Raw genomic sequence first — 26,252 nt, 5'->3', positions numbered from 1 at the left:
CTCAGTTCGCATCGGCGGGTGCCGCGGGGCCACCATCAAGAGCGGTCTCGATCAGCGGGACAAACCGCTCCATGGCGTAGGGGATCGACAGGAGCGATGCGTGCGAGAACGCGCCAATCAACTCCTCGTCGAGAAAGACCTCGCCGCCCTCTTGGGTGACATCGAGGAACTGGCGGGCGGGCAGGCCGAGGATCGGCTGTCTGTTTCCCTCCTCGGGTAGCCAGACGAGAAGATCGGTGTCGATCGGCGAAAGATCCTCGGGGGAAAAGTTGACCGCGAATTCGTTGCCGACGATCAGATCATCGATCGCCTGCGGCGTCTCGAAACCGAGCTCGGCGAGCAGCTGCGGGCGCACGTCGTTCGAGGTGTAGGCGCCCAGATCGCCGTTCCACATATGGGCGACGGCGGCGGTCTTGCCGGTCCAGTCGGGATGGGCCTCGGCGGCGGCCTCCAGTTCGGCCTCGATTGCCTCGATCCGGGCCTCGGCCTCCGCCTCGCGGCCGACGGCCTGGCCGGTCAGGCGCGCACGCTCGTCCCATGGGAGGGCGTAATCGCCGACACCGTCCGGGACCGCGACAACCGGCGCGATCAGGCTCAGCCGCTCGTATTCCTCGACCGTGATGCCGGACCACAGGGCAACGATCACCTCGGGCTCGGCGGCGGCGACCGCTTCGAAATCGATCTGGCCGCGCAGGATCGTCGGGGTGCCTTCGAGCAGCGGCTCGGCCCAGGGCCAGACCGAGCGGGGATAGTCGCCATACCAGTGCCGGATGGTCACGGGCTGGACGCCGAGCGCCAGCAGATCGTCGGCCCCGGCATAGTCGAGCGAGGCCACGCGCTCGGGCGCCTCCTCGATCAGCGTCGTTCCGAACTTGTGCTCGATGGTCAGGGGGTATTCTTGCGCGAATACCGGCCCTGCAAGGCCGATGAGGGTGGACATGGCTGTCGTCAGGCGAAGCATGGTCTTCTCCGGGTTTTCTGGATCGGGTTTCGGGCCCGGCCGGTGGCACGCGCGGCGGCGACAGGCCGGGATCTGGGCATGAGAGGGCATTGTGGCTGGTCTTGCGCCCGCCTGGGCGAGGGGGCGCGGCCGTCTCGATGGGGAGAAGCCGTCACGTCTCCTCCAGCCCGTGCTTGCGGCGCAGATGGGCGCGCAGCAGCGCTTCGCGGCTTTTGGAATCGCGCAGGACGCAGGTCGAACAATATGCGCCGCCCTCGGTCGTGTAGTAGCGGCAGCAGCCGCCCCGTGCCCTGAACCATTCGGCGATATCGGGCCGTTCGGGCAGATCGATCCGGAAGAAGCCGGTCTGGCGGGAATGGAGCGGGCTCTCGCGATCGCGCAGGACCGCATCGGCGATCTCCATGGCCTCCTCCGCTCGCCCGGCATGCTTGCCCTGCAACAGGAGCGCGCCCGACAGGGCATCGCCGACGAGCCGCCACAGCGCCCCCCGCGACAGGCCCGAGCGAGGGACGAGATGCCGGACGAGTGGCGCGAAGAGTTCGGGCAGCGCCGCACCCAGCACCGCGGAGGGCGCGCTGCAAGGCACGAGACGGGCCTCGGCAAGCACGATGTCATAGGCGCGGCCTTCGCCGCTTTGCCCATCGAGATGCCACAGGGCGCGGCGGCCGGTCAGCGCCACCGCATCGGGGGCGAGACGCGCGGGTTGCAGGCCCTCCAGCGCAAGGGCGGCGAGCACCTCGCAGACGGCGAAGGCGATCCGGCCCAGCAGATAGGCCGCGGCAAGCTTGTCGTCGGCGCCCTTCTGCGCCTGTGCCTCGGCGGTGAGCCATGCCTCCACGAGGCCCGTGTCCGGCGCGTCGAGGCGAAGGGCCTCTCGGGGCGTGGTGCCGGCATGCAGATGGGCCGAATAGGCATCGCGCAGCCGGGGCAGGCGCGCCGCCCATGTCGCGACATCGGGGCAGGCGGGATGGACCTGCGTCGCGGCGTTTCGGGATCGGGACCCGGCAGGGCCCTGTCGCATCATGGTTGTCATAAGCTTGCCCTCGTTTGGCTGCGCAGAAGGAGCCACACGAAGAGCGGCACGCCGATGAGGGCCGTCACGAGACCTGCCGGGATCTGGACGGGGGCGAAGACAATGCGGCCGGCAAGATCCGCCGCGCCCACGAGAAGCGCCCCGGCCGCCGCCGAAAGGGCGAGGTGCAGCCCGACGCCGGACCGCGCCAGCCGGTGGGCCAGATGCGGTGCGACGAGGCCGACGAAGCCGATCGGCCCGACCATCGCCACGGCCGCCGCGGCGAGGGCCACGGACAGCGTGACGAGCGCCATTCGGGTCCGGTCGACCCGCAGCCCGAGGCCCACCGCCATCTCCGGCCCCATGCGCATCGCCGCCATCGGGCGGGACGCCGCGACCAGCGCGGGCGCGAGGCAAAGAAACACGCCGCCCAGAACCGCCACTTCGCTCCAGCCCGCGGCGTGAACGGACCCCGCAAGCCAGCCAAGGGCCGAAAGCGCGCGGTCGATCTGCCCGTAGGTCAGAAAGGCCGAGGTCAGCGCGGAGATGAAGGCCGCGACGCCGATACCGGTCAGGATGAAGCGCATCGTCGCGCCACCCGATCTTCGCATGGCGATCCCCTGGATCAGCGCGGCCACCGCGAGTGCGCCGCCAAAGGCAAGCACGGGTCGCATCGCCTGCGGCAGTTCGGGCCAGGCCACGACCGCCGCGACGACGGCAAGCCCCGCGCCCTGGCTCACCCCGACCAGCGAGGGATCGGCCAGCGGATTGCGCGTGACGTTCTGAAGCGTCGCGCCCGAAAGGGCCAGCAGAGCTCCGGCGGCGAGCGCGGCGAGACCGCGCGGAAAGCGAAATTGCCAGACTACCGTCTGCGCCATTTCCGACGGCGCCCGACCGGCGAGGGTCGCGAGGACATCGCCCGCATCGAGCGGATAGCTGCCCGCCATCAGGCTGCCGAGCAGAAGGGCACAGATCATGCCCAGCAAAGCCGCCAGCACGCCCATGGCCCGGATCGGCAGGGCATAGGTGACCGGCCCGTCGAGCCGGACGAGAAGCCCCGCGCTCACAGCCGTGCCCTCACCAGCCAGACGAAGATCGGCGCGCCGAGCAGGGCGGTGACGAGGCCGGTCGAGATCTCGACCGGGGCCAGAACCATCCGCGCGGCCACATCCACGACGAGGAGATAGCCGGCTCCGGCAATGGCCGACCAGGGCACGATCCGGCGGTAGTCCTGTCCCGCGAGCAGACGCACGGCATGGGGCACCACCAGACCCACGAAACCCATCGGTCCGGCCATGGCCACGGCGGCGGCGGTCAGCGCCACCACGGCGAACAAAGCGAGCGCTTTCAGCCGCCCGACATTCATTCCCAGCCCCAGGGCCGTCTCTTCGCCCATCGCGAGCGCGGTGATCTGCCGCGCGATGGCGAAGGCGACGGCGAGACCGACGCCGAACCAGGGCAAGACCCAGCGAATGACGCCGCCTTGCGCGCCCGCGAGCGATCCGGTCATCCAGACCCGCAGCTGTTCGAAGCTCTGCTCGTCGAGCAGGTTGGCGATGGTCACGAGTGCGGCGAGAAAGGCCGTGATCGCCGCGCCCGAAAGCACCAGGGTAAGCGGCATCGCCCCGCCCGGCGCGGCCGAGGCGATGCCCCACACGGCCGCGGCGGCAGTGACCGCCCCGAGGGCCGCGACGAGCGGGATCAGGGCGGGCGCGGCAAGATCGAACACCCCCACGACGAGCACCACCGCAAAGGAGGCGCCGATCAGCAGCCCGAGGATGCCCGGATCGGCCAGCGGGTTGCGCGTCACGCCCTGCATGAGCGCGCCCGACACCGCGAGCGCGGCGCCGACCATCGCCGCCAGAAGCGCGCGCGGCAGGCGCAGATCGACGATCACCACGTGCTCGAAGACCGAGGCATCGTAAGACAGCAGCGCCTCGGCCACGACCGCGAGAGGAATGGGCCTGGCCCCGACCGAGATGTGCCATGCAAGGACAAACGCGAGCGCGGCGAGGGCCAGCAGCGGCACAAGGACGGTGCGGCGGGGCGTCGGGTGGCCCGGACGCGCCGTCATTGCGCAGCCATCCAGGGCAGGGGGGCCTCGACGGGGCCGACGATCGGCACGCAGACCGGCCGGCCGCTCGCGGGATCACGCAGCACGTTCGCCTCAAAGCCGAAGACCTCCCGCAGGGTCTCGGCGGTAAAGACGCGCTCCACGGAGCCCTCGGCGCGGATGCGGCCCTCTTTCATCATGACGAGATGATCGGCGAAAGCGGCCGCGACGTTGAGCTCGTGCAGGACGACGACCAGGCTGCGCCCTTCCTCCTTCGCGATGCGCCGCAGCAGGCGCATCAGCTCGACCTGCACCTTGAGGTCGAGGAAGGTCGTCGGTTCGTCCAGCAGCAGGATGCCCGTTTCCTGCGCAAGAACCATGGCGATCCAGCAGCGCTGGCGTTGGCCGCCCGAAAGGTCCGACAGGGGCCGATCGGCGAACTGGATCACATCCGCGGCCCGCATCGCGGCATCGACGGCCTCGGCGTCCCGGCGTGACCATTGCCGCAGAAGCGACTGGTGCGGAAAGCGCCCCTGCGCCACCAACTCGCGCACGCGCAGCCCCTCCGGGGCGATCGGTCCCTGCGGCAGCAGGGCAAGTTGCTTGGCGACCTCGCGCGTCGGCATGGCCCCGATGGGACGGCCATCGAGCCGGATTTCCCCGCTGCTGACAGGCAGGACACGGGCCATTGCCTTCATGAGCGTGGATTTGCCGGAGCCGTTCGGCCCGATCAGCACGGTCAGGGCACCGTCCGGCACCTCAAGCGAGACGCCGCGGACGATCGGCGCGTCCCCATAGCCGACCGAGACACCCGCCACACGAAGCCGAGGTGCAGCGCTCTCTTCGGAGGCGTCTGAATTGTCGTGTCTGGTCATACTCTGCCTCTGTTGCGACTCATGCCTAAGCAAATCTGTCGGATTAAACAAGTTGACTGACAATATTGGTCGGGTATGAGGGAGCCGGATGAAGGAGCGACAGACGCCGATGTCTATCCATCCCCTTTTTCGACGTGATGCCCGATGGGCATCTTCGGGAAACAAGATGCTCGACCGACACTGAACCTGGATGAAACTATGTTCCTCGCCGCCTCCGACCCTCGCGTCGTCCCTGACAGCGACCAGCGAGCTTCATGGGAGTCCAAGGACCGGCAGCTGCTTGCCCGGATACGCCTGTCCGCACTGCGTTGCCGGTCGCGGAGCCGGATCGAACTGGCGCAGGCCTGCGCCATGGTTGGCACTCGGCGGGACATTCCGCCGGAAACCGTGCTCGATGCTTTGATCCGGACGTTGGGTGAAACGCTCGGCCGCTCCCCCCGCTTTTACCGACCGACCGCTCGAGCGCTGTCCTTCGACGAAAGCTGGCTGCTGCGCCTGATCGCCGCTCTGCGCGACGACGACCTGACCAGCGCCACATTCCTGTTGCACAGCCGCGTGCCAGCGCAGGTCCGACGGTCTCTGGTTCACCTGGTCGCTCGTGTCGCGTCCGATAGTGACGCGTTGACACGCTTGGCGGACGCGACAGATGATCCGGCATCCCCGAAGCTGGAAAGGATTGCGTCATGACACAGCCTGCCATCGAGTTGAGCCCCGACGCTCGGAAGGAGATCGCCGAGGCGCTGAACCAGAGCGTGGCCGAGACCGCGGTCACCACCATGCTCGCCCAGAACTTCCACTGGAACGTCACCGGCATGGCTTTCGGTGAACTCCATCGTCTGTTCCAGGAGATCTACGAGGATCACTTTCAGGCGCAGGACGATCTTGCCGAGCGTATCCGCGCCCTGAACGAGCATGCCGAGGGCAAACTTGCCGGCATGCTCGCGCGATCAAAGGTAGAAGAGCATGACGGCCACCAAAGCGATCGCGAAATGGTCGACATTCTGATGAAAGCGCAGGAGACCATTGCTGCTACGCTGGGGGGTCTTGGCGAACTCGCAGCCAATCACGGTGATACTTTGACCGAGGATCTCGCCATCGAACGCGGGCGGACCCATGAGAAATTTGCCTGGATGCTGCGCGCGCACCTCGGCTGATAACCGGCGACCAAGGCGGTCGAGCGGCGCCCCGAGGGCGTCGTTCTCCGTGTCGGAAGGGCCCGCAGGGCACGCGCTCGGCCCATACTCGCCGTCGGGCCCGCCATCTGGGATCAGGCTTTCAACCAGCCCGACCGTCTGCCGAAGGGACAGACCGAAAAGCACTTTCAGGGTGAGGCATGTCTGGATCGCAGCGTCCGAAAAGGTCTCGGATCGGCCACGTTTGCCGGTCTTGCCGGCCTGCCTGACCATCTCGGGATCGAACCAGACCGACAGCGGGCCGCGCTTGCGCCCCGCCGCATCGTAGCCGGACCAGTTCGTCGTGCGGTAGCCGATCGGGGAAGGCTTCGGCATGCTCCCCGAGCCAACCGTCAGCACGCGCTCATCGATATGCGCAACAGGTTTCATGCCTCTTTCTTCGTGCGAATGACGGCGCGTACCGGCGACAGGGGTTCGGGAAGCCAGTTTGCGCCGTTCAGTCGGCATTGCGCTGCGATTGCGGCGCCGGCCGAGTCGCAACCTCGCCCGCGACGTTAAATGCAGAAGGGCGCGGTGACCCTTCAGCGGCCTCCGCGCCATGTCCGCGCCCGGCAACGGCCCGCAACCCTTTGGCGCTGCGCATGCAGGCCGGTAGGGTAAGCAGGGCGGCCGGCCATGGCGCATTTGAGGGCGCTTCACGCCACGGATGAACTGGGCTGCACCCCAAAGAAGCACCCCTGCGCCCTTGCCCCACACTCCGCATGAGCGGCCCTCCACTTCGCGCTTTCCGCCCTCGAGCCGCCCCCGTCTGCCGTGGCCGACCGAATGCGTCCGGTAGCCCCGCCCGCACGCAACTATCGATTCTGCCTGAATTCAAATATTATACAATCTTGTTATGCAAACTTTATCCCGGCTACGATGCTTGCGAATCGGCGGCGCAAGGGAGGTGTGGCAGGTGACGAAAAAGGGCGAGAGCACGACAGGCCCGACCAGCGGAACGCGCAAGCGCGGCGCCGTGACGGTCTATCAGGCGCTGCGCGAAGAGATCCTTACATTGAAGCGCGAACCGGGCAGCGCGCTTGATGAAACCGCGATTGCAAAATCGTTCGAACTGTCCCGGACCCCGGTGCGCGAAGCGATCCTGATGCTGTCCGGAGAGCGCCTCGTGAAGGTGTTGCCGAACCGCTCCTGCATTGTCGAGCCGCTCACCATGCACCAGCTGCGCGAGATGCTCGACACCTGGTTGATCCTTGGTCGCGCCTTGTCACAGCACCTCAGCCGGGCCGAAATCCCAGTCGACACGCCGATGATGCAGGACCGGGTCCGGGCGTTGACCGATACCATTGGCCACGCAAGCGAGCTCGACACCGCGCTGGCCCTGCTGCAGCTCCAGCGCGGCTATGCCGATCTGGCGAAGAACTTCTTTCTTGCCCGCTACTACCTGCAATGTCTCGATGCCGGGCGGCGGACGATGCTGCTGCTCTATTTTCCCTATGCCTCTGCCGCGGACCTGCACCGGCAGGCCGATCTGCACCGCGACCTTTTCGCCGCGATCGACGTCAAGGACACCGCAGCCTGCAACCGGATCGTCGGCGAGCAGATCGCGGACATCCTGCAGATCATTCAACACTCCCTCGTGCCCGTGGCGGCCGACGCGGTCGATCTTTCGACCTCGGCGCTCGACCTCGGCCACCCGCTTCCGACCTGACCCCGCCCTCGTGCCCTTTCCTTTCAAGCAAAGTAGCTCCGATGACCGCCACCGCCTTTATCAATGCCCGTCTTCCCGACCTTGAAACCGGGAGGCTGACGGAACCGACGACCGTCGTTGTCGAGGGAGATCGGATCGCTTCCGTCGGCGTGCCCGCCCCCGCCGCCGCGACCCCCTACGATATTGCGGGCAAGACGTTGATGCCCGGTCTGATCGACGCGCATTTTCATGTGGTGGCCCACAGTCTGAACCTTTGGGACAACGCCATCGCGCCGGACTCGCTTGCGGCGTTCCGGGCCGGCGCGATCATGCGCGAGAAGCTGGATCAGGGCTTTACCACGGTCCGCGATCTTGGTGGCGCTGATCTGGGACTGGTGCGCGCCGTGCAAGAAGGGCACATCGACGGCCCGGATCTGGTCATCTGCGGCAAAGGCCTGTCGATGACCGGCGGCCACACGGACCTGCGCGCGCGCAGCGACGTGCGCCCAGACGCGCTTGGCTGGCGGCTGGGCAACATGGGGGTTCTGGTTGATGGCGTGGATGAGGTCCGCCGCACCTGCCGCAAGATGCTCAAGGAGGGGGCCAAGTTCATCAAGGTGATGGCCAATGGCGGGGTCTCCTCTCCGAACGATCCGATCGATGCGCTGCAGTATTCGGATGCCGAAATTCGCGCGATGGTCGAAGAAGCCCGTAACGCCAACACCTACGTCGCCGCCCATGTCTATCACGACGACGCGATCCGACGCTGCGTCGATCTGGGCGTTCATTCGCTGGAGCATTGCAATCTGATCCGGCCCGAAACCGCCCGGCGGGCCGCCGAGGCCGGCTGCATCGCCGTGCCGACGCTTGTCGCCTATGAGGGGCTCAAGGTGGAGGGGGCCGCGCTTGGCCTTGATGCCGCGTCTCAGGCGAAGATCGACGTCGTCCGCGACGCAGGCATCGAAAGCCTGGGGATCATGCGCGACGCCGGCCTGCCGATGGCCTTTGGCACCGATCTTCTGGGCGAGCTGCGCAAATATGGCGGCATGGAATTCGACCTTCTGGCCCGTGTCCTGACTCCGGCAGAGATCATCGACAGCGCGACCCGCATCGCCGCCCGCCTGTGCCAGCAGGAAGGGGAAATCGGCGTCATTGCCGCCGGGGCCCGCGCCGACATGATCGTGATCGACGGCGATCCGTTCGACGATGTCACCATCCTTGGCAGACCCGAACATCACCTAACCTGCGTGATCAAATCCGGGCGTATGGCCCGCCAATTTCCAAAGAAGGCCGCCGCATGACCGCCCTGCCCTATGACATGAGCCATATTCAGACCCTTCTGGCCGGGCCGGAGAGCGCACGGGCGCTGTTGCGATATGTGGTCCGCGGCCTCAACCGCGACGTGGGCTCGAAGCTCACCAGCGCGTCGATCTTCGACCTTGAGAACATGCGCAGCCGCCGGATCCATTCCGACAACTCCGAGGCCTATCCCGTCGGCAACTACAAGCAGATCGACCGGAACCTGTTCTTCACGACCGTTCTGGAGAATGCCCAGCCCTTCGTCACCAGCCGGATCGAGCAGATCGCCGAGGTGTTCTTCGACTGGCGCAAGATCCAAGCGCTTGGCTTCGAAAGCAACATGAACCTGCCCGCCGTTGTCGATGGCAAGGTGATCGGCACGATCAACATGCTCGCACCGGCCGGACATTTCACCGGCGAGAAGATTGCCGCGGCGCTGGCGTGGCAGCCGATTGTCACCCTGTGTTTCCTTCTCACCGCGCGCGACGAGACGCTCACCGCGTCAGTTCCCGAGGCCGACGCCGTGATGGAGCGCGCCTGACCCTCGAAACCGAAATCACCAACCACCAACAAGGAGATCAAACCATTGAAGAATATCATGAAACTCGCGGCCCTCACCACGGCCCTATCGCCGGTGGCGGCGCTTGCGCAAGACGATCAGATTTCGATCGCCTATCTTGCCTCGTCCAGCCAGAACGGTTTCAACCAGTCGATCTATGACGGCATCCAGCGTGCCGCGGCCGAGTATGACAATGTCTCCGTCGAGATCTTCGACGGTGAATTTTCCGCTCCGGTCCAGTTTACGCAGGTCGAGGACCTTGTCGCCGGTGGAAGGTTTGACGGAATGGTCGTGACGCCGAACGACACGGTCGGCATCGCAACCGCACTGGAAGAGGCGACCGCCGCAGGGGTCAAGGTTGCCGCCACGCTGTTCCCCATCGGCCCGGACCTGTCGAACATGCAGCCACAGGTCGAGGGCTTGGTGACCACCGTGGCCTCGGACCCCGCAATCGGCGCGACCAAACAGGCGGAAGAGGTCGTCGAGTTCTGCGAGGACCGCGACCCCTGCAAGGTTGTCATCCTGATCGGGCAGCTCGTCTTCCCCTTCGACAATGTGCGGTATGAGGCCTACCAGAGCGTTCTGGGCGCCCATGACAACATCGAAATCGTCGCAACCGGCGAAGGCAACTACAGCCCTGACACCTCGCTCAACGCGATGCAGGACATCCTGCAGGCGAACCCGGATCTGGACGTCCTGCTGTCCAATGCGGATCAGCACCTCATGGGGGCAGAGATCGCGATCCTCGATGCCGGGCTGGATCTGGAAGAGATCTACGTGACCGGCGGCGGCCTGAACCAGATTGCGACCGATGCCATCCGCGCGGGCCAGTGGGATTCGACCATCGCCATGCTGCCCCGCTCCATCGGCGAAGCGGCACTCCACGCTCTCGTGGCCTCGGTTACCGGCGAAGAGGTCGAGCCCTGGATCGACGAGTCCACGCTGGGGGACGTGCCTGCGATCGTGACCCATGAGTGGCTGCTCGAGAACCCCGAGTTCGAAGCCGAGTGGCAGGGCTGAGACGACCGCATCGACCGGCCTGCCACGGTGCGGGCCGGTCGACCCAAAGGGAGGGGCCGGCATGACGGACACAGAAATCGCAGTACGGATGCGCGGCGTGGCCAAGAGCTTCGGCAAGACCCGCATCCTCAACGACATCTCGATCGATTTTCTGCAAGGATCGGTTCACGCGCTGGTGGGCGAGAACGGGGCCGGAAAATCGAGCGTGGGGAAGATCATCGGCGGGTATTATGCCGCCGATGAAGGCACGGTCGAGATCAACGGCGAAACCGTAAGCCGCTTTTCACCCCGCGATGCGCTGCAACGCGGCGTCGCGATGATCCATCAGGAATTGCAGCTGGTGCCCGAACTGACCGTCTTGCAGAACGTCTTTCTCGGCCTTGAAAGCCAGTATGCGGGCGTTCTGGTTCAAGGCGACCTCGCGCGGTTCCGTGCGCTTGAGGAAACCTGCCAGTTCGGGCTCGACCCCCATGCCAAGGTCGCGCGGCTGCGCATCGCCGAGCGCCAGAAGGTCGAAATCATGCGCGCCGTCGCGCGCGAGGCGCGGATCATCATCATGGACGAGCCGACGTCGTCGCTGACCGAGGACGAAGCGGAGCGCCTGCACGCGCTGATCGCGCGGCTCAAAGCCCGCGGCAAGACCATCATCTATGTCAGCCACTTTCTGGATCATATCATTGCCAACTGTGACCGGGTCACCGTCATGCGCGACGGCCGGGTGATCCACACGGATTCCATGGCCGGAGAGACCAAGCAGTCCCTGGTCGACTCGATGCTCGGACAGGCCTCCGAGATCTCGTGGCCGGCCCTGCCCGCCGCGCCCGCTGCCGCAGTGCCGCCACTGGTGGAGCTGAAGGAGGTTTGCAGCGACACGGGCCTTGACGGCGTATCGCTCACGATCCGCCCCGGTGAGATTGTCGGGCTGATCGGACTTGTCGGGTCCGGCCGCAGCGAGATCGGGCGCGTCCTTTTCGGCGCCGACCGGATCACCTCGGGCTCCTATCTGCTTGATGGACAGGATCAGGATCGCCTGACGATCAACAAGGCCGTGCAGCAGGGCCTGGCCCTTGTTCCCGAGGACCGGCGCAAACAGGGGCTCGTCCTGACCCAGACGACCCGTCCCAATGTCAGCCTTGCCTCGCTGGACAAGATCTCGCGCTACGGTGTGCTGAATCCGCGCCGCGAACGGGCGCGGGTGGAACGGATGATCGATCATTTCGGCATTGTCCCCCGGCGCGTCGACGGGGATGTGGCGTTCTACTCGGGCGGCAACCAGCAAAAGGTTCTGCTGTCGAAATGGGCGGTCGAGACACCCCGGCTCCTCATCCTCGACGAGCCGAGCCGCGGCGTCGACATCGGCGCACGACAGCGCATTCACGAATTCATCGTCGAGATGGCGGAGGCGGGCACGGCGATCTTGCTGATCTCTTCCGAGATCGAGGAAGTCATCAACCTGTCACACCGCGGCTACCTCATGAGCGGAGGCCGCATTTTTGCCGAAGCCTCCTGCGCCGATCTGAACGTCGATGAGGCGCTGAACCGAATATTTCACGAACAAGGCGCGGACCCGTCAAGCCCAGAGAGAATCATCGCATGACCGACACCTATTTGACAGACAAGCCAGACCCGAAGATCACCCGCGCAAGCGTCGGACAATTCGCCCAGCAATACGGAGTGCTGATCATCATCGTTGCGCTGCTCATCGGGTTGAGCTTCGCCTCGGACAGCTTCTTCACAGCGCGCAACCTGCTCAACATCCTCAATCAATCCGCACCGCTGGCGATCATCGCCTGCGCCCTGACGCTTGTGATCATCGGTGGCGGCTTCGATCTGTCCACCGGCGCGATCTTCGGCGTGGCCTCGGTGTCGGCCGGCTATATCGCGATCAACGTCGATCCCTATCTGGCGATCCTCGCCGGGCCCGTGATCGGGCTGGGACTTGGGGCCATCAACGGCCTTATCATCACCGGCTTTGGCGTGCATTCCTTTCTGGTCACCTTGGCCACCAGCCTTGTTTATCGCGGCGTGGCCATCCTGATCACCGGGGGCGCCTTGATCCCCGTGCGGATCGCCGAATTCTCATGGCTGGGACGGGAGCGGATCGGCATGGTCAACGTGGCCGTCATCGTCCTTGTCCTCTTCATGCTTCTGATGATGTTCCTGCTCAACCGCACGACGTTCGGGCGCAAGGTCTTTGCCGTGGGCGGCAACGAAGAGGCGGCGCTGCTCTCGGGCATCCGCACCAATCTGATCAAGATCATGACGTTCTGCCTGTCGGGCGGGGCGGCGGGCCTTGCCGGTGTCATTGCCGTGTCGCGCATTTCCATGGCGGAACCGCAGGCCGGCATGGGGCTCGAGCTCGAGGCCATCGCGGCGGTGATCCTAGGGGGCACATCGATCATGGGCGGCTCGGGCGCGGTCTGGCGGTCGGTGTCGGGCGTGCTGCTGATCGCGCTGATTGGCAACGGGTTCAACATCCTCAACGTCAATCCGTTCTTCAAGGATCTGACGACCGGCGTGATCATCGTCGTGGCCGTGGCCCTTGCGGCCTCGGCCTCGCGCAGCCGCTGATCCCGGACGGTGCCACACAATCCCGGATGCGGTGCGCCGCATCCGGTCCCATCACTCTGAACAAGAAGGTCACAAAATGGACAATACCGTCACCCGTGTGTCGACCGACGTCGGCGGAACCTTTACCGATCTGGTCTATTTCGAAACCGACACCTTGACCGGCGTGCAGACCGTGCGCACCGCGAAATCCGACACCACGCCGCCGAACTTCGAGCAGGGCGTCCTCAACGTGCTCGAGCGGGGCGCGGTCGATGTCGATGCGGTCGACATGTTCACCCACGGCACCACCGTCGTGATTAACGCGCTAACCGAGCGCAAGGGTGCCAAGGTCGGCCTGATCACCACCAGGGGCTTCCGCGACGTACTGGAAATCGGACGTGGCAACCGGCCCGACTTCTTCAACCTGATGTACAAGAAGCCCACGCCCTTCGTGCCACGTTACCTGCGGCGCGAGATCGTCGGCCGCATGGATTATCAAGGCAACGAGGTCACGCCCCTGTCATTCGACGGGCTGGATGAAACCCTTGATCTGTTCCGCGCCGAAGGGATCGAGGCGGTCGCCATCTGCCTGCTGCACGCCTATACCAACACCGCCCATGAAGAAGCCCTTGCCCAGGAGGTGGCAAAGCGCTGGCCCGAGGTCGCGGTGGTCGCCTCGCACCAGATCACCCGCGAGTGGCGCGAGTATGAGCGCACCAACACCACGATCCTGTCGGCCTTCGTCCAGCCCAAGGCGCAGCGCTATCTTGAGAAGCTCGAAACCGGGCTGACCGAAGGAGGCTACAAGGGCCGGCTTTATATCATGCAGTCCAACTGCGGCGTTGACTCGCTCGAGGCGACGAAAGCGGTGCCAATCACCATGGTCGAAAGCGGTCCGGCCTCGGGCTTCTGGGGCGCGGCAGAGCTGGGCCGCATCATCGGAGAGCCGAACATTCTGGCGCTGGATATCGGCGGCACCACGGCGAAATGCTCGCTTATCGAAAAGCATCAGGTCAAGATCAAGACCGACTACTGGATCGAGCGCAACGGCAAGTCCGCCGGCTATCCGATCATGGTGCCGGTGGTCGACCTGGTCGAGATCGGCAACGGGGGCGGTTCGATCGCTTGGGTGGATGATTTCGGCAAGATGCACGTGGGTCCGCAATCCGCCGGCGCCTCGCCCGGGCCGGCCTCATACGGGCGCGGCGGCGAGAACGTGACAACGACGGACGCGAACCTTGCCCTTGGCCGGATCAACAAGGACTACTTCTGCGGGGGCACCGTCGAAGCGGACATGGCCGCTATGGAAAGAGGTTTCGAGAAACTTTCCGGCGAGCTTGGCGTCAGCCCCGCCGAAGCCGCGCGCGGCATCGTGCGCATCGCCAACTCCAACATGGTCAACGCGCTCAAGCTCGTCTCCGTGAACCGCGGCTATGACCCGCGCGACTTCACCCTTGTCGTCTTTGGCGGCGGCGGACCGATGCACGGTGTGGCCTTGGGCCAGGAACTGGGCGTCAAGAAGGTGGTCGTGCCCCGCGGCGCGCCCGTCTTCTCGGCGTGGGGCATGATGATGTCGGACCTGCGGCGCGATTATTTCGTGACCAAGCTTCAGGACGCCGACGACCATGAAGCTCTGGATAGCCTGCTGCATCACACGATGGAGCTGGCCCGCGAAGAGCTGGGGCGCGAAGGAGTGGCGCGGGATGCCGTGCAGCTGTCACCGCTGATCCGCTGCCGCTACCAGAACCAGGAATTCGGCGTCGAGGTTCCGATCCCGGCCGGCCCGGTGACCGTCGAGACGTTGCAGAAAATGGTTGCCGAGTTCCACGTCCGTTACAAACGCGAATACACCTACACGCTGGACGCGGCCGTCGAGATCACCGGCATCCATCTGATCGCCGCAAGCGAGGTCGGCAAACTGGAAATCGTGCCCCTTCCCAAAAGCGGCGCTGCCCTGGCCGATGCGATGAAGGGCGAGCGTGAGGTCGACTATGCCACCGAGGGCACTCATGTCGCCACCATCTACAACGGCGAGAAGCTTGAACCCGGCATGACCTTTGCAGGCCCGGCCATCATCGAAGATCCCGGCACGACGGTGGTGGTCCACCCCGGCAACACCGTGTCGATCGACGATTTCGGCAACATCCATATCGAAACGCGGAGCTGACCCATGACAAAGCAAGATACGTTCACCCATGATCCCGTCACCTTCGACATCATCCAGAACGGAATTCAGGCCGTGGCAGACGAGATGTTCGTCGCCCAGGTGAAAACCTCGATGAGCGCGATCATCTACGAGGTGCTCGACCTTTCGACGTCGATCCTAGATGCCAAGGGCGAAATCGCGGCCTCGGGGGCGGGCATTCCCGCGTTCATCGGCGTTCTCGACAAGGCAATCCACGGCATCCTGCAGAAGTTTCCGCTGGACGACATCCGCCCCGGTGACCTTTTTGCAACCAACGATCCCTATTACGGCGGCGTCAGCCATCTCAACGATATGGTTCTGGCCTCTCCGGTCTTCTCCGAAGGTCGTCTGGTCGCTTGGGTCGCCAATATCGCCCACTGGAACGACGTGGGCGGCATGGTGCCGGGGTCCATGTCGTCGGATGCCACCGAAATCTTCCAGGAAGGCGTGCGCATTCCGGCAGTGAAGCTGTTCGACAGGGGCGAGGAAAACAAGGCGGTGTTTGACATTCTTTATGTCAACACGCGGCTGCCCGATTACCTGCGGGGGGATCTTTGGGCCGGCATCGCGGGCTTGCGGATCGGCGAACGTCGCGTCCTCGAGATCATTGAAAAATACGGCACCGATATCTTCGAAGCCGCGATTGCCGATTTCATGGACTTCGGCGAAACCCGCGCCCGCGCCGCGCTCAAGACACTGCCTGAAGGCACCTACAGCTTCGAGGAAGAGCAGGACTCGGGCCAGATCCACAAGGTCGAGATCACCATCAGCAAGGATGAATTTCTTGTCGATCTCACGGACAATCCGGCACAGGCCGGCTCTTCCAACTCCTCGCGCGAGGGAACCGAGATTGCCGTGCAACTGGCGTTCAAGTCCTTCACCGATCCGGACGCGCCGGGCAATGGTGGCTTTTTCCGCCCGCTCACGGTCAAGACCACGCCAGGCACCATCTTCCACGTTCAGGAACCCGGGGCCTTGGGCTATTATTCCGAGGTCGAGATCCGGCTCTTCGACATGCTGCTGCGTGCCCTGGCCCACCATTTTCCCGGCGTCGTGCCCGCGGGCAACTTCGCGTCGATCTGCGGCACCGTAGTGGGCGGCCCCCACCCGGACACCGGGCGGCATTACACCATCGTCGAACCCCAGGTCGGCGGCTGGGGGGCCTGGCAGGGGAACGACGGTCCCTCCGGCCAGTTCTCGGGGTTCCATGGCGAAACCTTCAACTGCCCCGCAGAAGTGGCCGAAGCTCGCTATGGGCTGACCGTGGATCAGGTCGCGCTCAACCCCGAACTGGGAGGTGAGGGCCAATGGCGGGGCGGAAAAGGGATCGACGTGCATTACCGCGTCCGGGCCGACAACAATTTCCTGTCGGTGGGCTACACCCGCTCGCGCATTCCGCCGTGGGGTGTCAATGGCGGGCGTGATGGCTCGTGCAACTACGTCGAGGTTCTGCGCACCGATGGCAGCTCCGAACGCCATGCTTTTGCGACCAATGTCGAAGTGAACACCGACGATGTGATCCGCGTCGTGACCGGCAACGGCGGTGGCTTCGGGGACCCGGCGAAACGCAGCGCCGAAGACCTCGCGCGGGACATCCGTGACGAATACCTGACGCCAGAGCGCGCGCGTGAGGTTTACGGCCACCAGGGTTAAGCCCCGGGGCACGCCATTCCCTTGGCGTGCCTTGGTCCATTCCTTCCTTCGCCACATAGTCAACGCCGATGACTGCGTTGAGCGGACCACATTTGCACAACACCAGGGGCAGGATGTTCCGCTTGCCGGTTCAGCAGGACCGCAAAGCGATTTCAGCCCCATTTCTCGCTGTTCGGCCGCTAGAAGCCTCAGGTCAGCATGTCCAAAGCATAGGTGATGGCCTCAGGCGCCGCGTCGAAACGGGCGACCGGCTGGCTGAGGATCGTGACGGGCACGGCGGCGATGAATTGTGCGACCGAGACGACCGGCTCGCCCTCCACCTGGAGCACCGGATTGGCGAATACATCGAACCGCGTCATCAGAACGGGCGGAACCGCGCCAAGGGCGCGTCGTGGGCTTCGACGTAGGAGTTGGAGCTTTCCAAGGCTGCCGCATTTTCGGCCTTCCGGCGTTCGGCCTTGGCGCAGGCGACCGCGTGGCGCACATCTTCCTCGGCGGCGCGGGACATTCCCCTTGAACGCGCGCCCCGGACAGCAAGGCCGCCGCCGCCCCCAGGCCCCGACACCGTCAACCCCGTCGAGACGCCAGCCAGCAATCCGGCGGGCAAGATCGCCCTTGTGGTCGTCCTTCTGCTGCTTGTGCTGATCGCGATCCATGCGCTCAGCGACCGATGGCGCCCGCCACATCGCGGGAAATCGTCTCGGCCCATGTGGTGCAGATCGCCGCCCGCCTGCCCGGCGAAATCACCCGGGTGGTGGTGGCCGACGACGCGGTGGTCGAAGCGGGCGACGTGCTGTTCGAACTCGGCCCCCGCCCCCTCGAGCTTGTTCCGGCACAGGCCGAAGCCAACCTTCCCACGACAGCGCAGAATATCAGCGCGTCAAGCGCGTCTCTGGTCGCGGCGCAGGCGCAGTTGGAGCGCGCGCAGTATGATCTGGCCTCGACCATCATGCGCGCGCCGCATCTGGGCGTGGTCACCAATGTCACCCTGTCGGAGGGGCAGTATATCGGCGGCGGGAAACCCGCCCTGACCTTCATCGACTCCGGCGCCGCCTGGATCACGGTGGATCTGCGCGAGAACCCGTTGCAGCAGGTCGATCCGGGCGAGCCTGCGCATCTTCTGTTCGACGCGCTGCCGGGGCGGATCCTCGAGGGGCGGGTCGAGAGCATCGCCTGGGGCATCAATCCGGGCCGCAATGCCCAGGGCGGTCTGGTGGTGAACCAGACCGCGAACCGCCGGTTCGAACCGGCGTGGCAGATCCCCGTGCGGATCGAGCCGGCCGGCGGGATGGAGAACTTGTCCGACGCCGTGCGCGTCGGCGGCAAGGTGCATGCGGTCGACTATGGCAGCGGCACCGGCAACCCGATCGCCCAGGCCGCCGCAATGTATGTCACCCCGCGCTCCGTTCTCTCCGAGGATCCGCTGTACGCGGTGCGTCTGGCGCTGACCTTTGCGACGATCCCGATCCTCAACCCGGCGCTACCGCCGATCCTTGCCGCCTTGCCCGTGGGGCTGATCGTGGCGCAGCGCGGGACGTTCAGCCCGGCGCGGATGCTCGCAGCGCCGGTGGTGATGATCCTGCTTGTCCATGTCATGACGTGGTGCGTCGAACAGTTGCGCCCGATGCCCGTGGTCCATGTGGGGGCGATGTGGCCGACCTGTTTCTTCGGCTTCCGGATGGTGCTGCAAACCGGCGCGATGGCGGGCATGCTGATCCTGACCGTCGCCGTGCTGATGTCGGTCATGGGAATGAACGGCAATGCCCCGGTCGAGGCGATGCGCGGCGATTTCGTGAAGACCTCTCTCGTGTCGGCGGTGCTCGGGCCGCTGGTCCATCTGCTGCTGGCCGCCCGCACGCGGGAGATTCACGAGGATGATCCGAGACCCAACCCCGGGCGCATCAACACCGCAGCCGCGCACAGATAAAATACTCTGTCCGATTTTTTTGTCGACATTGAGTATGCAACAGGCTTATGTAAGCCGGAACCCGATGCCGTGGCCCCGTAAACGGGGACGGATTATTGAGGCGATGCCGTAGAATAAAGGAATGACGGATGGACAATGCTGTTTTCACTGGCACCATGCCAGCACTGATGACCCCTTGCAGAGAGGATCGCACCCCCGATTTCGATGCGCTCGTCCGCAAGGGGCGTGAGCTTGTAAATGCAGGCATGTCCGCTGTCGTCTATTGCGGCTCCATGGGCGACTGGCCCCTGCTGACCGACGAGCAACGCATGCAGGGCGTGGAAGCCCTGGTGAAGGCGGGCCTCAAGGTTGTCGTCGGCACCGGTGCCGTGAACACCAGGATTGCCGCCGAACACGCCGCCCACGCCGCCCGCGTCGGCGCGGCCGGTCTGATGCTGATTCCCCGCGTGATGTCGCGCGGCGCGTCGATCCCTGCACAAAAGGCGCACTTCAAGGCGATCCTGTCTGCCGCCCCCGACCTGCCAGCGGTGATCTACAACTCGCCCCACTACGGCTTCTCCACCGGCGCGGACCTGTTCTTTGCCCTCAAGAGCGAGCACCCGAACCTCGTTGGTTTCAAGGAATTCGGCGGCAAGGCGGCCCTCACCTATGCGGCCGAGCATATCTCGAGCGGCAACCCCGACGTGACGCTGATGGTCGGCGTCGACACCACCGTGTTCCACGGCTTCGTCAATTGCGGCGCGACTGGTGCGATCACCGGGATCGGCAATGTGCTGCCCAAGGAAGTGCTGCATCTGGTCGAGCTGTCGCAGAAAGCCGCCAAGGGTGACGTGGACGCCCGCCGCCGCGCGCAAGAGCTTGAGCAGGCGCTTTATGTCTTGTCCAAGTTCGACGAGGAAGGCGACCTCGTGCTCTACTACAAGCACCTGATGGTGCGCGGCGGGAACGAGGAATACCGCCTGCACTTCAATGAGACCGATGAGCTGAGCGATGCGCAGCGCGCCTTTGCCGACGTCCAGTATGACCTGTTCAAGACGTGGTATGCCGAGTGGTCCAAAGCGGCCTGATGCGAAAACCGGACACCCCTGCGGGTGTCTGGTCCGATCTTGTTCAGGAAACGATCAACGAGGCGTGGCCGCTCGAGCCGCGCCTTCTTTTTCCAGCCGGTCGAGTTCGTCCAGCTCGGCCTTGGTCAGGGGAATCCCGTCGCGCAGGGCTTCGGCCCGGGCGGCGAAACGGCGCTGGCCGGGCAGGCGCGCGCCCTGCCCTTCGATCGCGCCGATAAAGGCTTCTGCCGTCGCGCGCGGATCGGCGCGGCCCCCTGCGAAACGCTCGGGATCGAAGGCGAGGACAAGCTCACCATGGCGGGGGGCGATCGTCGTCGTGCCGAGCCACTCCAGCGCCTTGTCCGAGGTGAAATCCCCGATCAATGCGCCTGCCAGCAATTCGATCATCGTCGAGATCGCCGACCCCTTGTGCCCGCCGAAGGGCAGCATCGCCCCGTCCAGTGCGGCTTCGGGGCTGGTGGTGGGCTGGCCGTCGGCGTCCAACGCCCAGCCCTCGGGCAGGGGATTGCCGGCGCGGCGATAAAGCTCGATCTCGCCCCGGGCGACGACGCTGGTGGCGAAGTCGAAAACGTAAGGGCTCTTGCCCTCGCGCGGCCAGCCGAAGGCGAAGGGGTTCGTGCCGAGCAAGGGCTCGGTGCCGCCGACCGGCGCGACGGTGGCGTAGCTGGGGCACATGGCCATCCCTGCCAGCCCTTCGGCGGTGATGTCCTCGATCTCGGGCCAGAGCGCCGCGAAATGCACGCAGTCGTTGATCACCAGCGCGGCCAAACCGCTTTTGCGCGCCTGCTCGGCCAGCACCGGGAGCCCGCGCGCGAACGCAAGGTTCGAAAACCCGCCCTTGGCGTCCACCCGAATGATGACCCCGTCCGGTTCTGCCACCTCCGGATCGGCGTCGGGCACGACCTTGCCCGCTTCCAGCGTACGCAGACAGCCCGCGATGCGGTAGATGCCGTGGGACTTGCACCCGTCCCGCTCTCCCGCGACGATCGCCCGGCCAAGGGCGGCCGCGTGATCCGCCGAAAACCCGCCCGTGACGAAAATCGCTTCGACCCGCTCGGTCAACGCCTCGACCGAAACCAACTCATGAGACATCCGACCCTCCTTTACCCTTGGGATACTTCGTGAACTGGATAGGCGGGCGGGGGTCATTCAGCAAGCTAGTATTTTTTATGTCGACAACATCCGGGCCCCATCCTAGGGTCCTGTTCGACAGGACTGGCACGACCTTGCCGGTCCGCGGGCTTTAGTCGGAGGACCCATGCGCAGCAGCAAGATCGTTCATATCATATCCGCCCATGCGGAAGGCGAAGTCGGCGATGTCATCGTCGGCGGCGTGGCCCCGCCACCCGGTGACACGATCTGGGAGCAATCCCGCCGGATCGAACGGGACGGCACGCTGCGCGACTTCGTCCTCAATGAACCGCGCGGCGGTGTCTTCCGGCACGTGAACCTTCTGGTGCCGCCCAAGGACCCCCGCGCCGATGCGGCTTTTATCATCATGGAACCCGAGGACACGCCGCCGATGTCCGGCTCCAACAGCATCTGCGTCTCCACTGTGCTGCTCGACAGCGGGCTGGTGCCGATGCAGGAGCCGGTGACGGAAATGGTGCTCGAAGCGCCGGGCGGTCTGGTTCAGGTCCGCGCGGAATGTTCCGGCGGCAAGGCGCAGCGCATCTTTGTCGAGAACCTGCCCAGCTATGCAGACCGGCTGGATGCCACGCTCGAGGTCGAGGGCATCGGCACGCTGACCGTCGACACCGCCTATGGCGGAGACAGCTTCGTGGTCGTGGACGCCGAAGCGCTTGGCCTGTCGCTGGTCGAGGATGAGGCGCACAAGATTGCCCGCATGGGCGTGAAGATCACCGAGGCCGCAACCAAGGCCCTGCCCTTCCGCCACCCGACGAACCCGGACTGGAACCACTATTCCTTCTGCCTGTTCGCCGGTCCGATGGGCCACGACGAGAACGGAATGCGCAGCCGTCAGGCGGTGGCGATCCGCCCCGGCAAGGTTGACCGCTCCCCCACGGGCACGGCGCTCTCGGCGCGTATGGCGCTTTTGTCGGCGCGGGGGAAAATGGGGCCGGACGACAGGCTAACGGCGGAATCGCTGATCGGCTCGACCTTTTCGGGCCGTATCCTGGGCGATGCGAAAATCGGCGACCGGACCGGCATTCGCCCCGAAATCTCGGGCCGGGGCTGGATCACCGGGACCCATCAGCACATGCTGGATCCCGATGATCCCTGGCCGCGCGGCTACCGGCTCTCGGACAGCTGGGGCGCGCGCTGATCCAGGGGTGCCGTCGCCGCGATCAACCAGTCCCGCACCGCTCCGGACAGGAGCGGTGCAACAGCCTCACGCACCCGCGCGTGATAGCTGTCGATCCAGCCCCGCTCTCCGGCGTCCAGGGCGTCGAGGTCATAAAGACCGAGGTCAATCGGCACCAGCGTCATCGGATCGAATCCGATAAAGCCCGCATCCCGTGCGACCACTTCGACCTGATTTTCCACGCGAATGCCCCAGACGTCCGCCTCGTAGAACCCCGGTTCGAGGGTCAGAACATGGCCCGATCGAAGCGGGAACGGGTTGGGTTTTTGTCCGATCCGGTGGGGGTGTTCATGCACCAGTAGATTGTGACCGACGTTGTGACCGGTGCCGTGATCGTAATCCAGCCCCATGTCCCACAGCGGCGCCCGTGCCAGCGCGTCGATCTGGTGCGGCATCGTCCCGTCGGGGAATTGCGCCCGCGACAGGGCGATGAACCCGCGCAGGACCGCCGTGGCGATGCGGCGCACCTCGTCGCCCACCGGGGCGAAGGCATAGGTCCGCGTCACATCGGTGGTGCCGCCGGCGTATTGACCGCCGGAATCGCACAGGAAGACGGCGTCGCGCGACAGGCGGGCCGAGCCCTGTGCAGGCGGGTGGTAATGGCACATCGCCGCATTGCCGCCGGTCGCGGCGATGGTGACAAAGCTCGGCTCCTGATACGCGTCCGATCGGGCGCGGAAGCTTTCGAGCTGGGCGGCGGCAGCGGATTCATCCGGCCGGTCCTCCCCGCGCATCACCTCTGACAGCCAGTGGCCGAAATGCGCCATGGCCACGGCGTCGTCCAGATGCGCCCGGCGGAACCCGTCGAGTTCCGCCCGGGTCTTCAGCGCCTTTTCGATGGTCACGAGGCCCTTCGCATGACGGCTCTCACCCAAGGCCTGTTCGACCGCGTCCGGCGTGAAGGCGGGGTCGAAGGCGCAGGCCACGGTCTGATCCTTCAGCCAGGGAATAAAGACCTCGATGGGGTGGAGGATCACACCTTCGGGCCGGATGTCCTTGCACTTGAACGGGTCGATGAACCAATGGGCCGCGCCCTCGGCGGTGATGGCGGCAAAGGACAGGGGCAGCGGGTTCATCGCCACGTCGCCCCCGCGCATGTTGAACAGCCAAGCGATGTTGTCGGGCCGCGTTTCGACCCAGACCCCGGCGCCAAGCCCGTCCAACGCCTGCGCCACCCATTGCAGCTTGTCGCCGGCACTGCGGCCCGCTTCCGCCTCGGGCATCGCGCGCAGCGGAGCTTGCGGCATCGCGGGCCGGTCGCTCCAGATTGCATCGAAGGGGTCGTCGCAGGGTGTCAGCGTCGCCGTCCCAGCCTTGTCGCGCAGCCTCTCCATCTGCGCCACGCTCCACCGCATCGGATCATAGCCGATGTTGCGGGCTGCGGCACGGTCACGCAGCCAGTCCCCCAGCGGCGCGTCATGGATGTGGCCGAAGGTCCAGTCGGCCCCGTCCACCTGCTGCGTCGCCTGAATGCCGTAGCGCCCGTCGACCAGAAACACCGCGCCCTCGGCCATCACCAGCGCATGGGCGAGCGTGCCGGTAAAGCCGGTGAGCCAGGCAATGTCGCGATCATGCTCTGGCGCGTCCTCGTTTTGGAAGGCATCGGCGCTGGTCAGGATCACGCCGTCCAGCCCCTGCCCCGCGATCCAGTCGCGCAGGCCGGCAAGGCGGGTGCCGTGATCAACCAAGGTATGCATGTCCATCGAGTGAGTCCTCCATCGCAAAGAGATGCTCCAGAACGCGACCGGTGTGACGCAATCCGTTGTGTTCGTATTCGTTGGTCAGCCAGACCCGCACGTTGCCCACGTCACGGGCGGTCTGCATGGACAGGCTCATGTCCACATACATGTCGTCGGCATAGACCGCCGCCCAGACCGGAACCGCGTTTTCGGCCAGACGGGCATGATCGTAAAGCGGCGCATCCAGCGGCCGCTGCGCCAGCGCTTCAGCGGCCGGTTTGAAAGGCCGCAGCGCGCGGATGTCGTCGAACATCCACGGATAGATCATCTCTCCGGTGAACAGCAGCGGGCGGGCGTCGTCGGCGAAGGCCGGGAATTCGGACAGCAGCTGTTCGGCGGCCCAGCCAGTACGCGCGCCGCCCTGCCCGTAGATCCCTTCGTGAATCGCGGCAAACAGGGGGTTGTCGTCAAAGGCGGTCATGCCGCGCACCGCGCCCAGGAAACTGTCCGACACTTCGCCATCGGCGGCAAAGGCTTCATCCAGCAGCCAGTGCAACGTCTCAAACCCCTCGACGGTGCCCAGCTCCATCCCGAGATATTGCAGCCGCCGCACGCTCAGCACGTCCCCATCGGGCAGGCGCACATCGCCCCGCGCCAGCCGGTCGGCGAGGCGGTCCACCTTGGCGCGATCGCCGGGGTAGCGGTTGAAATAGAGCGCGTTCTTGTGGGCCACGCGGGGATAGGTGTGGCGATAGATCGTCGCTGCATCGGCCTTGACCCCCGCCAGACCGCCGGTGACGTAACAGCCCGCCAGCCCCTCGGGCGCGTGGGACAGATAGGACAGGGTCAAGAACCCGCCGTAACTTTGTCCCAGCGTGAACCACGGCTTGCCGTCAAACAGCGTCTTGCGGATGTGCTCGCAGTCCTTCACCACGCTGTCTGCCCGCAGGCACGACAGGTAATCCGCGCCCTCTTCGGCCCCCATGGCGGCGAACTGACGGCCCTGCACCGGGGTTGACCGGCCTGTGCCGCGCTGGTCCAGCAACAGCACGCGATGGCGCCTCGTGGCCACATCAAGCCAGGCCGGGCCGCGGTTGGGTCGCGGGGATTTGCCCCCCGGCCCGCCTTGCAGGAACACCAGCACCGGCAGATCCTCCTGCATCCGGCCCGGGGCCGTCACCTCACGCGCGAAGACCTCGATCGTCGGGCCGTCGGGCTTGTCCCAGTCCAGGCGAACATCGACCATCCGGTCGCGCGTGTCATAGCCGGGAATTCGTTGCATCGGTTTGCCTGCCTGTAATGAAAGTGAAATTTACCTGACCCGCGGATCAAGCGCTGCATAAAGCAGATCAACGATCAGGTTGGTTGTGACGATGAACAGCCCGCCCAGCATGACCACGCCGATGATGATCGGCCGGTCCTGGTTCTGCACCGCCTGCACGGCCAGCGCGCCGACCCCCTGCAGGCCGAACACCTGTTCGATGACGATCACCCCGCCCAGAAGCACCGCGATATCGGCTCCCAGTTGCGTGACCAGCGGCGTCAGCGTCGCGCGCATCCCGTGGCGATAGACGACCCGCCGTTCGGTCAGGCCCTTGGCGCGGGCGGTGCGGATGTAATCCTCGCCGAGCACCTGCAGAAGCTGGCCCCGCGTCAGGCGCGCATAGATCGCCGCCACGACCAGCGCCAGCGTGGTCCAGGGCAGGGCCAGATGCCAGGCCCATTTGGCGGGGTTCTCCAGAAACGGCGCGTAGCCGCCGGGCGGGAACAGGGTGAAACCTGCGGTGCGCGGCAGGAAATACAGCGTATAAAGCGCCAGCATCCCCAGAACGAAGGTCGGAAACGACAGGCCCAGCAGGATGAAGACCTGCCCCAGCCTGTCCTTCCACGTGCCTGGATTGCGCGCCGAGATGATGCCGATGGGCACCCCCAGCGCCAGCCAGAACAGCACGCCGCCAAACACCAGCGACACGGTGACCGGAATCCGTCGCATGATCAGATCGGTGACCGGCTGTCGATTGCGATAGGAAAAGCCCAGATCACCTTGGGCGGCGCGGGTCACGAAACGCAGATATTGTTCGGGCATGGGCCGATCAAGGCCGAGATTCTCGCGTACCTGCTGCAGCTGTGCCTCGGGGGCCTTGTCGCCCGCCACAACGCGGGCCGGATCGCCGGGGGCCACGAAGAACAGGAAGAAGACGAACAGGCTGAGCGACAACAGAACGAACACACCGAAGGTCAACCGTTTGATAAGAAACGCAATCAT

The 26,252-nt window shown here is 65.4% G+C and carries 24 protein-coding genes and 1 pseudogene; 13 read left to right on the top strand and 12 right to left on the bottom strand.

Annotated elements, in window-relative coordinates; genetic code table 11:
- Position 1: 1 nt before the first annotated feature.
- The 5 genes from CJ301_RS07240 to CJ301_RS07220 form a co-directional block, all read right to left on the bottom strand.
- Positions 2-940, bottom strand: a complete 939-nt coding sequence (locus CJ301_RS07240; RefSeq protein WP_254050097.1) for an ABC transporter substrate-binding protein — start codon at positions 938-940, stop codon at positions 2-4.
- Between the two features lie 172 nt (positions 941-1,112).
- Positions 1,113-1,982: a (2Fe-2S)-binding protein gene (locus tag CJ301_RS07235; RefSeq protein WP_162620453.1), complete on the bottom strand. Its 870-nt coding sequence runs from the start codon at positions 1,980-1,982 to the stop codon at positions 1,113-1,115.
- 8 nt (positions 1,983-1,990) lie between these two features.
- Positions 1,991-3,040 carry a FecCD family ABC transporter permease gene (locus CJ301_RS07230; RefSeq protein WP_254050096.1) on the bottom strand — a complete coding sequence of 350 codons (1,050 nt, stop codon included), beginning with the start codon at positions 3,038-3,040 and terminating at the stop codon, positions 1,991-1,993.
- The gene (locus CJ301_RS07225) at positions 3,037-4,047 is read right to left on the bottom strand and encodes a FecCD family ABC transporter permease (RefSeq protein ID WP_099275815.1); all 1,011 of its coding nucleotides are present in this window, start codon (positions 4,045-4,047) and stop codon (positions 3,037-3,039) included. Before CJ301_RS07225 ends, CJ301_RS07230 begins: the two co-directional genes overlap by 4 nt.
- Positions 4,044-4,901, bottom strand: coding sequence for an ABC transporter ATP-binding protein (locus tag CJ301_RS07220; RefSeq protein WP_099275813.1), 858 nt, complete (start codon positions 4,899-4,901; stop codon positions 4,044-4,046). The genes CJ301_RS07225 and CJ301_RS07220 overlap by 4 nt, the downstream gene beginning before the upstream one ends.
- A gap of 144 nt (positions 4,902-5,045) precedes the next feature.
- On the opposite strand from CJ301_RS07220, the gene CJ301_RS07215 reads away from it, so the two are divergent.
- Both CJ301_RS07215 and CJ301_RS07210 read left to right on the top strand, forming a co-directional pair.
- Entirely contained in the window at positions 5,046-5,588 is a 543-nt protein-coding gene (locus tag CJ301_RS07215) for a hypothetical protein (RefSeq protein ID WP_162620452.1), read from the top strand.
- Positions 5,585-6,055, top strand: coding sequence for a Dps family protein (locus CJ301_RS07210; RefSeq protein WP_099275809.1), 471 nt, complete (start codon positions 5,585-5,587; stop codon positions 6,053-6,055). The genes CJ301_RS07215 and CJ301_RS07210 overlap by 4 nt, the downstream gene beginning before the upstream one ends.
- Before the next feature lie 111 nt (positions 6,056-6,166).
- Here CJ301_RS07210 and CJ301_RS07205 read toward each other — a convergent pair.
- Positions 6,167-6,409, bottom strand: a pseudogene (locus CJ301_RS07205) (transposase); the annotation flags it as partial.
- A 580-nt stretch (positions 6,410-6,989) separates the two neighbouring features.
- On the opposite strand from CJ301_RS07205, the gene CJ301_RS07200 reads away from it, so the two are divergent.
- The 8 genes from CJ301_RS07200 (at position 6,990) to CJ301_RS07165 (ending at position 16,987) form a co-directional block, all read left to right on the top strand.
- The gene (locus CJ301_RS07200) at positions 6,990-7,742 is read left to right on the top strand and encodes a GntR family transcriptional regulator (protein ID WP_162620451.1); all 753 of its coding nucleotides are present in this window, start codon (positions 6,990-6,992) and stop codon (positions 7,740-7,742) included.
- 41 nt (positions 7,743-7,783) lie between these two features.
- Positions 7,784-9,022: a metal-dependent hydrolase family protein gene (locus CJ301_RS07195; protein ID WP_099275805.1), complete on the top strand. Its 1,239-nt coding sequence runs from the start codon at positions 7,784-7,786 to the stop codon at positions 9,020-9,022.
- On the top strand, positions 9,019-9,561 hold the full coding sequence (locus tag CJ301_RS07190; protein WP_216823255.1) for a hypothetical protein: 543 nt from the start codon (positions 9,019-9,021) through the stop codon (positions 9,559-9,561). Before CJ301_RS07195 ends, CJ301_RS07190 begins: the two co-directional genes overlap by 4 nt.
- 57 nt (positions 9,562-9,618) lie before the next feature.
- Positions 9,619-10,599: a sugar ABC transporter substrate-binding protein gene (locus CJ301_RS07185; RefSeq protein ID WP_162620450.1), complete on the top strand. Its 981-nt coding sequence runs from the start codon at positions 9,619-9,621 to the stop codon at positions 10,597-10,599.
- Positions 10,600-10,660: 61 nt separating this feature from the next.
- Positions 10,661-12,196, top strand: a complete 1,536-nt coding sequence (locus CJ301_RS07180; RefSeq protein WP_162620449.1) for a sugar ABC transporter ATP-binding protein — start codon at positions 10,661-10,663, stop codon at positions 12,194-12,196.
- Positions 12,193-13,170, top strand: coding sequence for an ABC transporter permease (locus CJ301_RS07175; protein WP_099275799.1), 978 nt, complete (start codon positions 12,193-12,195; stop codon positions 13,168-13,170). The genes CJ301_RS07180 and CJ301_RS07175 overlap by 4 nt, the downstream gene beginning before the upstream one ends.
- 76 nt (positions 13,171-13,246) lie before the next feature.
- Positions 13,247-15,316, top strand: coding sequence for a hydantoinase/oxoprolinase family protein (locus CJ301_RS07170; RefSeq protein ID WP_099275797.1), 2,070 nt, complete (start codon positions 13,247-13,249; stop codon positions 15,314-15,316).
- 3 nt (positions 15,317-15,319) lie between these two features.
- Positions 15,320-16,987 (top strand): hydantoinase B/oxoprolinase family protein, encoded by a 1,668-nt coding sequence (locus CJ301_RS07165; protein WP_099275795.1) that lies wholly within the window; start codon positions 15,320-15,322, stop codon positions 16,985-16,987.
- 188 nt (positions 16,988-17,175) lie between these two features.
- On the opposite strand, the gene CJ301_RS18665 is transcribed toward CJ301_RS07165, so the two are convergent.
- Positions 17,176-17,346 carry a CcdB family protein gene (locus CJ301_RS18665; protein ID WP_162620448.1) on the bottom strand — a complete coding sequence of 57 codons (171 nt, stop codon included), beginning with the start codon at positions 17,344-17,346 and terminating at the stop codon, positions 17,176-17,178.
- A complete protein-coding gene (locus tag CJ301_RS07155; RefSeq protein WP_099275793.1) occupies positions 17,346-17,495 on the bottom strand; it encodes a type II toxin-antitoxin system CcdA family antitoxin in 150 nt (49 codons plus the stop codon). Before CJ301_RS07155 ends, CJ301_RS18665 begins: the two co-directional genes overlap by 1 nt.
- 162 nt (positions 17,496-17,657) lie before the next feature.
- Between CJ301_RS07155 and CJ301_RS07150 the strand changes: the two genes are divergently transcribed.
- Complete coding sequence (locus CJ301_RS07150) at positions 17,658-18,914, top strand: efflux RND transporter periplasmic adaptor subunit (RefSeq protein ID WP_254050095.1); 1,257 nt, start codon at positions 17,658-17,660, stop codon at positions 18,912-18,914.
- A 128-nt stretch (positions 18,915-19,042) separates the two neighbouring features.
- Positions 19,043-19,981 carry a dihydrodipicolinate synthase family protein gene (locus CJ301_RS07145; RefSeq protein ID WP_099275791.1) on the top strand — a complete coding sequence of 313 codons (939 nt, stop codon included), beginning with the start codon at positions 19,043-19,045 and terminating at the stop codon, positions 19,979-19,981.
- Positions 19,982-20,035: 54 nt separating this feature from the next.
- Here CJ301_RS07145 and CJ301_RS07140 read toward each other — a convergent pair whose 3' ends face one another.
- The gene (locus tag CJ301_RS07140; protein WP_099275789.1) at positions 20,036-21,073 is read right to left on the bottom strand and encodes an Ldh family oxidoreductase; all 1,038 of its coding nucleotides are present in this window, start codon (positions 21,071-21,073) and stop codon (positions 20,036-20,038) included.
- 166 nt (positions 21,074-21,239) lie between these two features.
- On the opposite strand from CJ301_RS07140, the gene CJ301_RS07135 reads away from it, so the two are divergent.
- Positions 21,240-22,268, top strand: coding sequence for a trans-3-hydroxy-L-proline dehydratase (locus CJ301_RS07135; RefSeq protein ID WP_099275787.1), 1,029 nt, complete (start codon positions 21,240-21,242; stop codon positions 22,266-22,268).
- Here the strand turns inward: CJ301_RS07135 and CJ301_RS07130 are convergent.
- The 3 genes from CJ301_RS07130 to CJ301_RS07120 are packed head-to-tail and all read right to left on the bottom strand — an operon-like array spanning position 22,235 to position 26,252.
- Positions 22,235-24,004: an aminopeptidase P family protein gene (locus tag CJ301_RS07130; protein ID WP_162620447.1), complete on the bottom strand. Its 1,770-nt coding sequence runs from the start codon at positions 24,002-24,004 to the stop codon at positions 22,235-22,237. The genes CJ301_RS07135 and CJ301_RS07130 overlap by 34 nt on opposite strands.
- The gene (locus tag CJ301_RS07125) at positions 23,988-25,268 is read right to left on the bottom strand and encodes an alpha/beta fold hydrolase (RefSeq protein ID WP_099275783.1); all 1,281 of its coding nucleotides are present in this window, start codon (positions 25,266-25,268) and stop codon (positions 23,988-23,990) included. The genes CJ301_RS07130 and CJ301_RS07125 overlap by 17 nt, the downstream gene beginning before the upstream one ends.
- 30 nt (positions 25,269-25,298) lie before the next feature.
- The gene (locus tag CJ301_RS07120) at positions 25,299-26,252 is read right to left on the bottom strand and encodes an ABC transporter permease (RefSeq protein WP_099275781.1); all 954 of its coding nucleotides are present in this window, start codon (positions 26,250-26,252) and stop codon (positions 25,299-25,301) included.

It is taken from the genome of Limimaricola cinnabarinus (assembly GCF_002723615.1).
Lineage (GTDB): Bacteria > Pseudomonadota > Alphaproteobacteria > Rhodobacterales > Rhodobacteraceae > Limimaricola > Limimaricola cinnabarinus_B.
This window is presented reverse-complemented; position numbering and strand designations above follow the sequence as displayed.

Coding starts and splice junctions, on each gene's coding strand:
- CJ301_RS07240 (WP_254050097.1), bottom strand. CDS start 940: ATGTCCACCCTCATCGGCCTTGCAGGGCCGGTATTCGCGCAAGAATAC.
- CJ301_RS07235 (WP_162620453.1), bottom strand. CDS start 1,982: ATGCGACAGGGCCCTGCCGGGTCCCGATCCCGAAACGCCGCGACGCAG.
- CJ301_RS07225 (WP_099275815.1), bottom strand. CDS start 4,047: ATGACGGCGCGTCCGGGCCACCCGACGCCCCGCCGCACCGTCCTTGTG.
- CJ301_RS07220 (WP_099275813.1), bottom strand. CDS start 4,901: ATGACCAGACACGACAATTCAGACGCCTCCGAAGAGAGCGCTGCACCT.
- CJ301_RS07215 (WP_162620452.1), top strand. CDS start 5,046: ATGGGCATCTTCGGGAAACAAGATGCTCGACCGACACTGAACCTGGAT.
- CJ301_RS07210 (WP_099275809.1), top strand. CDS start 5,585: ATGACACAGCCTGCCATCGAGTTGAGCCCCGACGCTCGGAAGGAGATC.
- CJ301_RS07195 (WP_099275805.1), top strand. CDS start 7,784: ATGACCGCCACCGCCTTTATCAATGCCCGTCTTCCCGACCTTGAAACC.
- CJ301_RS07190 (WP_216823255.1), top strand. CDS start 9,019: ATGACCGCCCTGCCCTATGACATGAGCCATATTCAGACCCTTCTGGCC.
- CJ301_RS07185 (WP_162620450.1), top strand. CDS start 9,619: ATGAAACTCGCGGCCCTCACCACGGCCCTATCGCCGGTGGCGGCGCTT.
- CJ301_RS07180 (WP_162620449.1), top strand. CDS start 10,661: ATGACGGACACAGAAATCGCAGTACGGATGCGCGGCGTGGCCAAGAGC.
- CJ301_RS07175 (WP_099275799.1), top strand. CDS start 12,193: ATGACCGACACCTATTTGACAGACAAGCCAGACCCGAAGATCACCCGC.
- CJ301_RS07170 (WP_099275797.1), top strand. CDS start 13,247: ATGGACAATACCGTCACCCGTGTGTCGACCGACGTCGGCGGAACCTTT.
- CJ301_RS07165 (WP_099275795.1), top strand. CDS start 15,320: ATGACAAAGCAAGATACGTTCACCCATGATCCCGTCACCTTCGACATC.
- CJ301_RS18665 (WP_162620448.1), bottom strand. CDS start 17,346: ATGACGCGGTTCGATGTATTCGCCAATCCGGTGCTCCAGGTGGAGGGC.
- CJ301_RS07155 (WP_099275793.1), bottom strand. CDS start 17,495: ATGTCCCGCGCCGCCGAGGAAGATGTGCGCCACGCGGTCGCCTGCGCC.
- CJ301_RS07150 (WP_254050095.1), top strand. CDS start 17,658: ATGGCGCCCGCCACATCGCGGGAAATCGTCTCGGCCCATGTGGTGCAG.
- CJ301_RS07145 (WP_099275791.1), top strand. CDS start 19,043: ATGGACAATGCTGTTTTCACTGGCACCATGCCAGCACTGATGACCCCT.
- CJ301_RS07140 (WP_099275789.1), bottom strand. CDS start 21,073: ATGTCTCATGAGTTGGTTTCGGTCGAGGCGTTGACCGAGCGGGTCGAA.
- CJ301_RS07135 (WP_099275787.1), top strand. CDS start 21,240: ATGCGCAGCAGCAAGATCGTTCATATCATATCCGCCCATGCGGAAGGC.
- CJ301_RS07130 (WP_162620447.1), bottom strand. CDS start 24,004: ATGCATACCTTGGTTGATCACGGCACCCGCCTTGCCGGCCTGCGCGAC.
- CJ301_RS07125 (WP_099275783.1), bottom strand. CDS start 25,268: ATGCAACGAATTCCCGGCTATGACACGCGCGACCGGATGGTCGATGTT.
- CJ301_RS07120 (WP_099275781.1), bottom strand. CDS start 26,252: ATGATTGCGTTTCTTATCAAACGGTTGACCTTCGGTGTGTTCGTTCTG.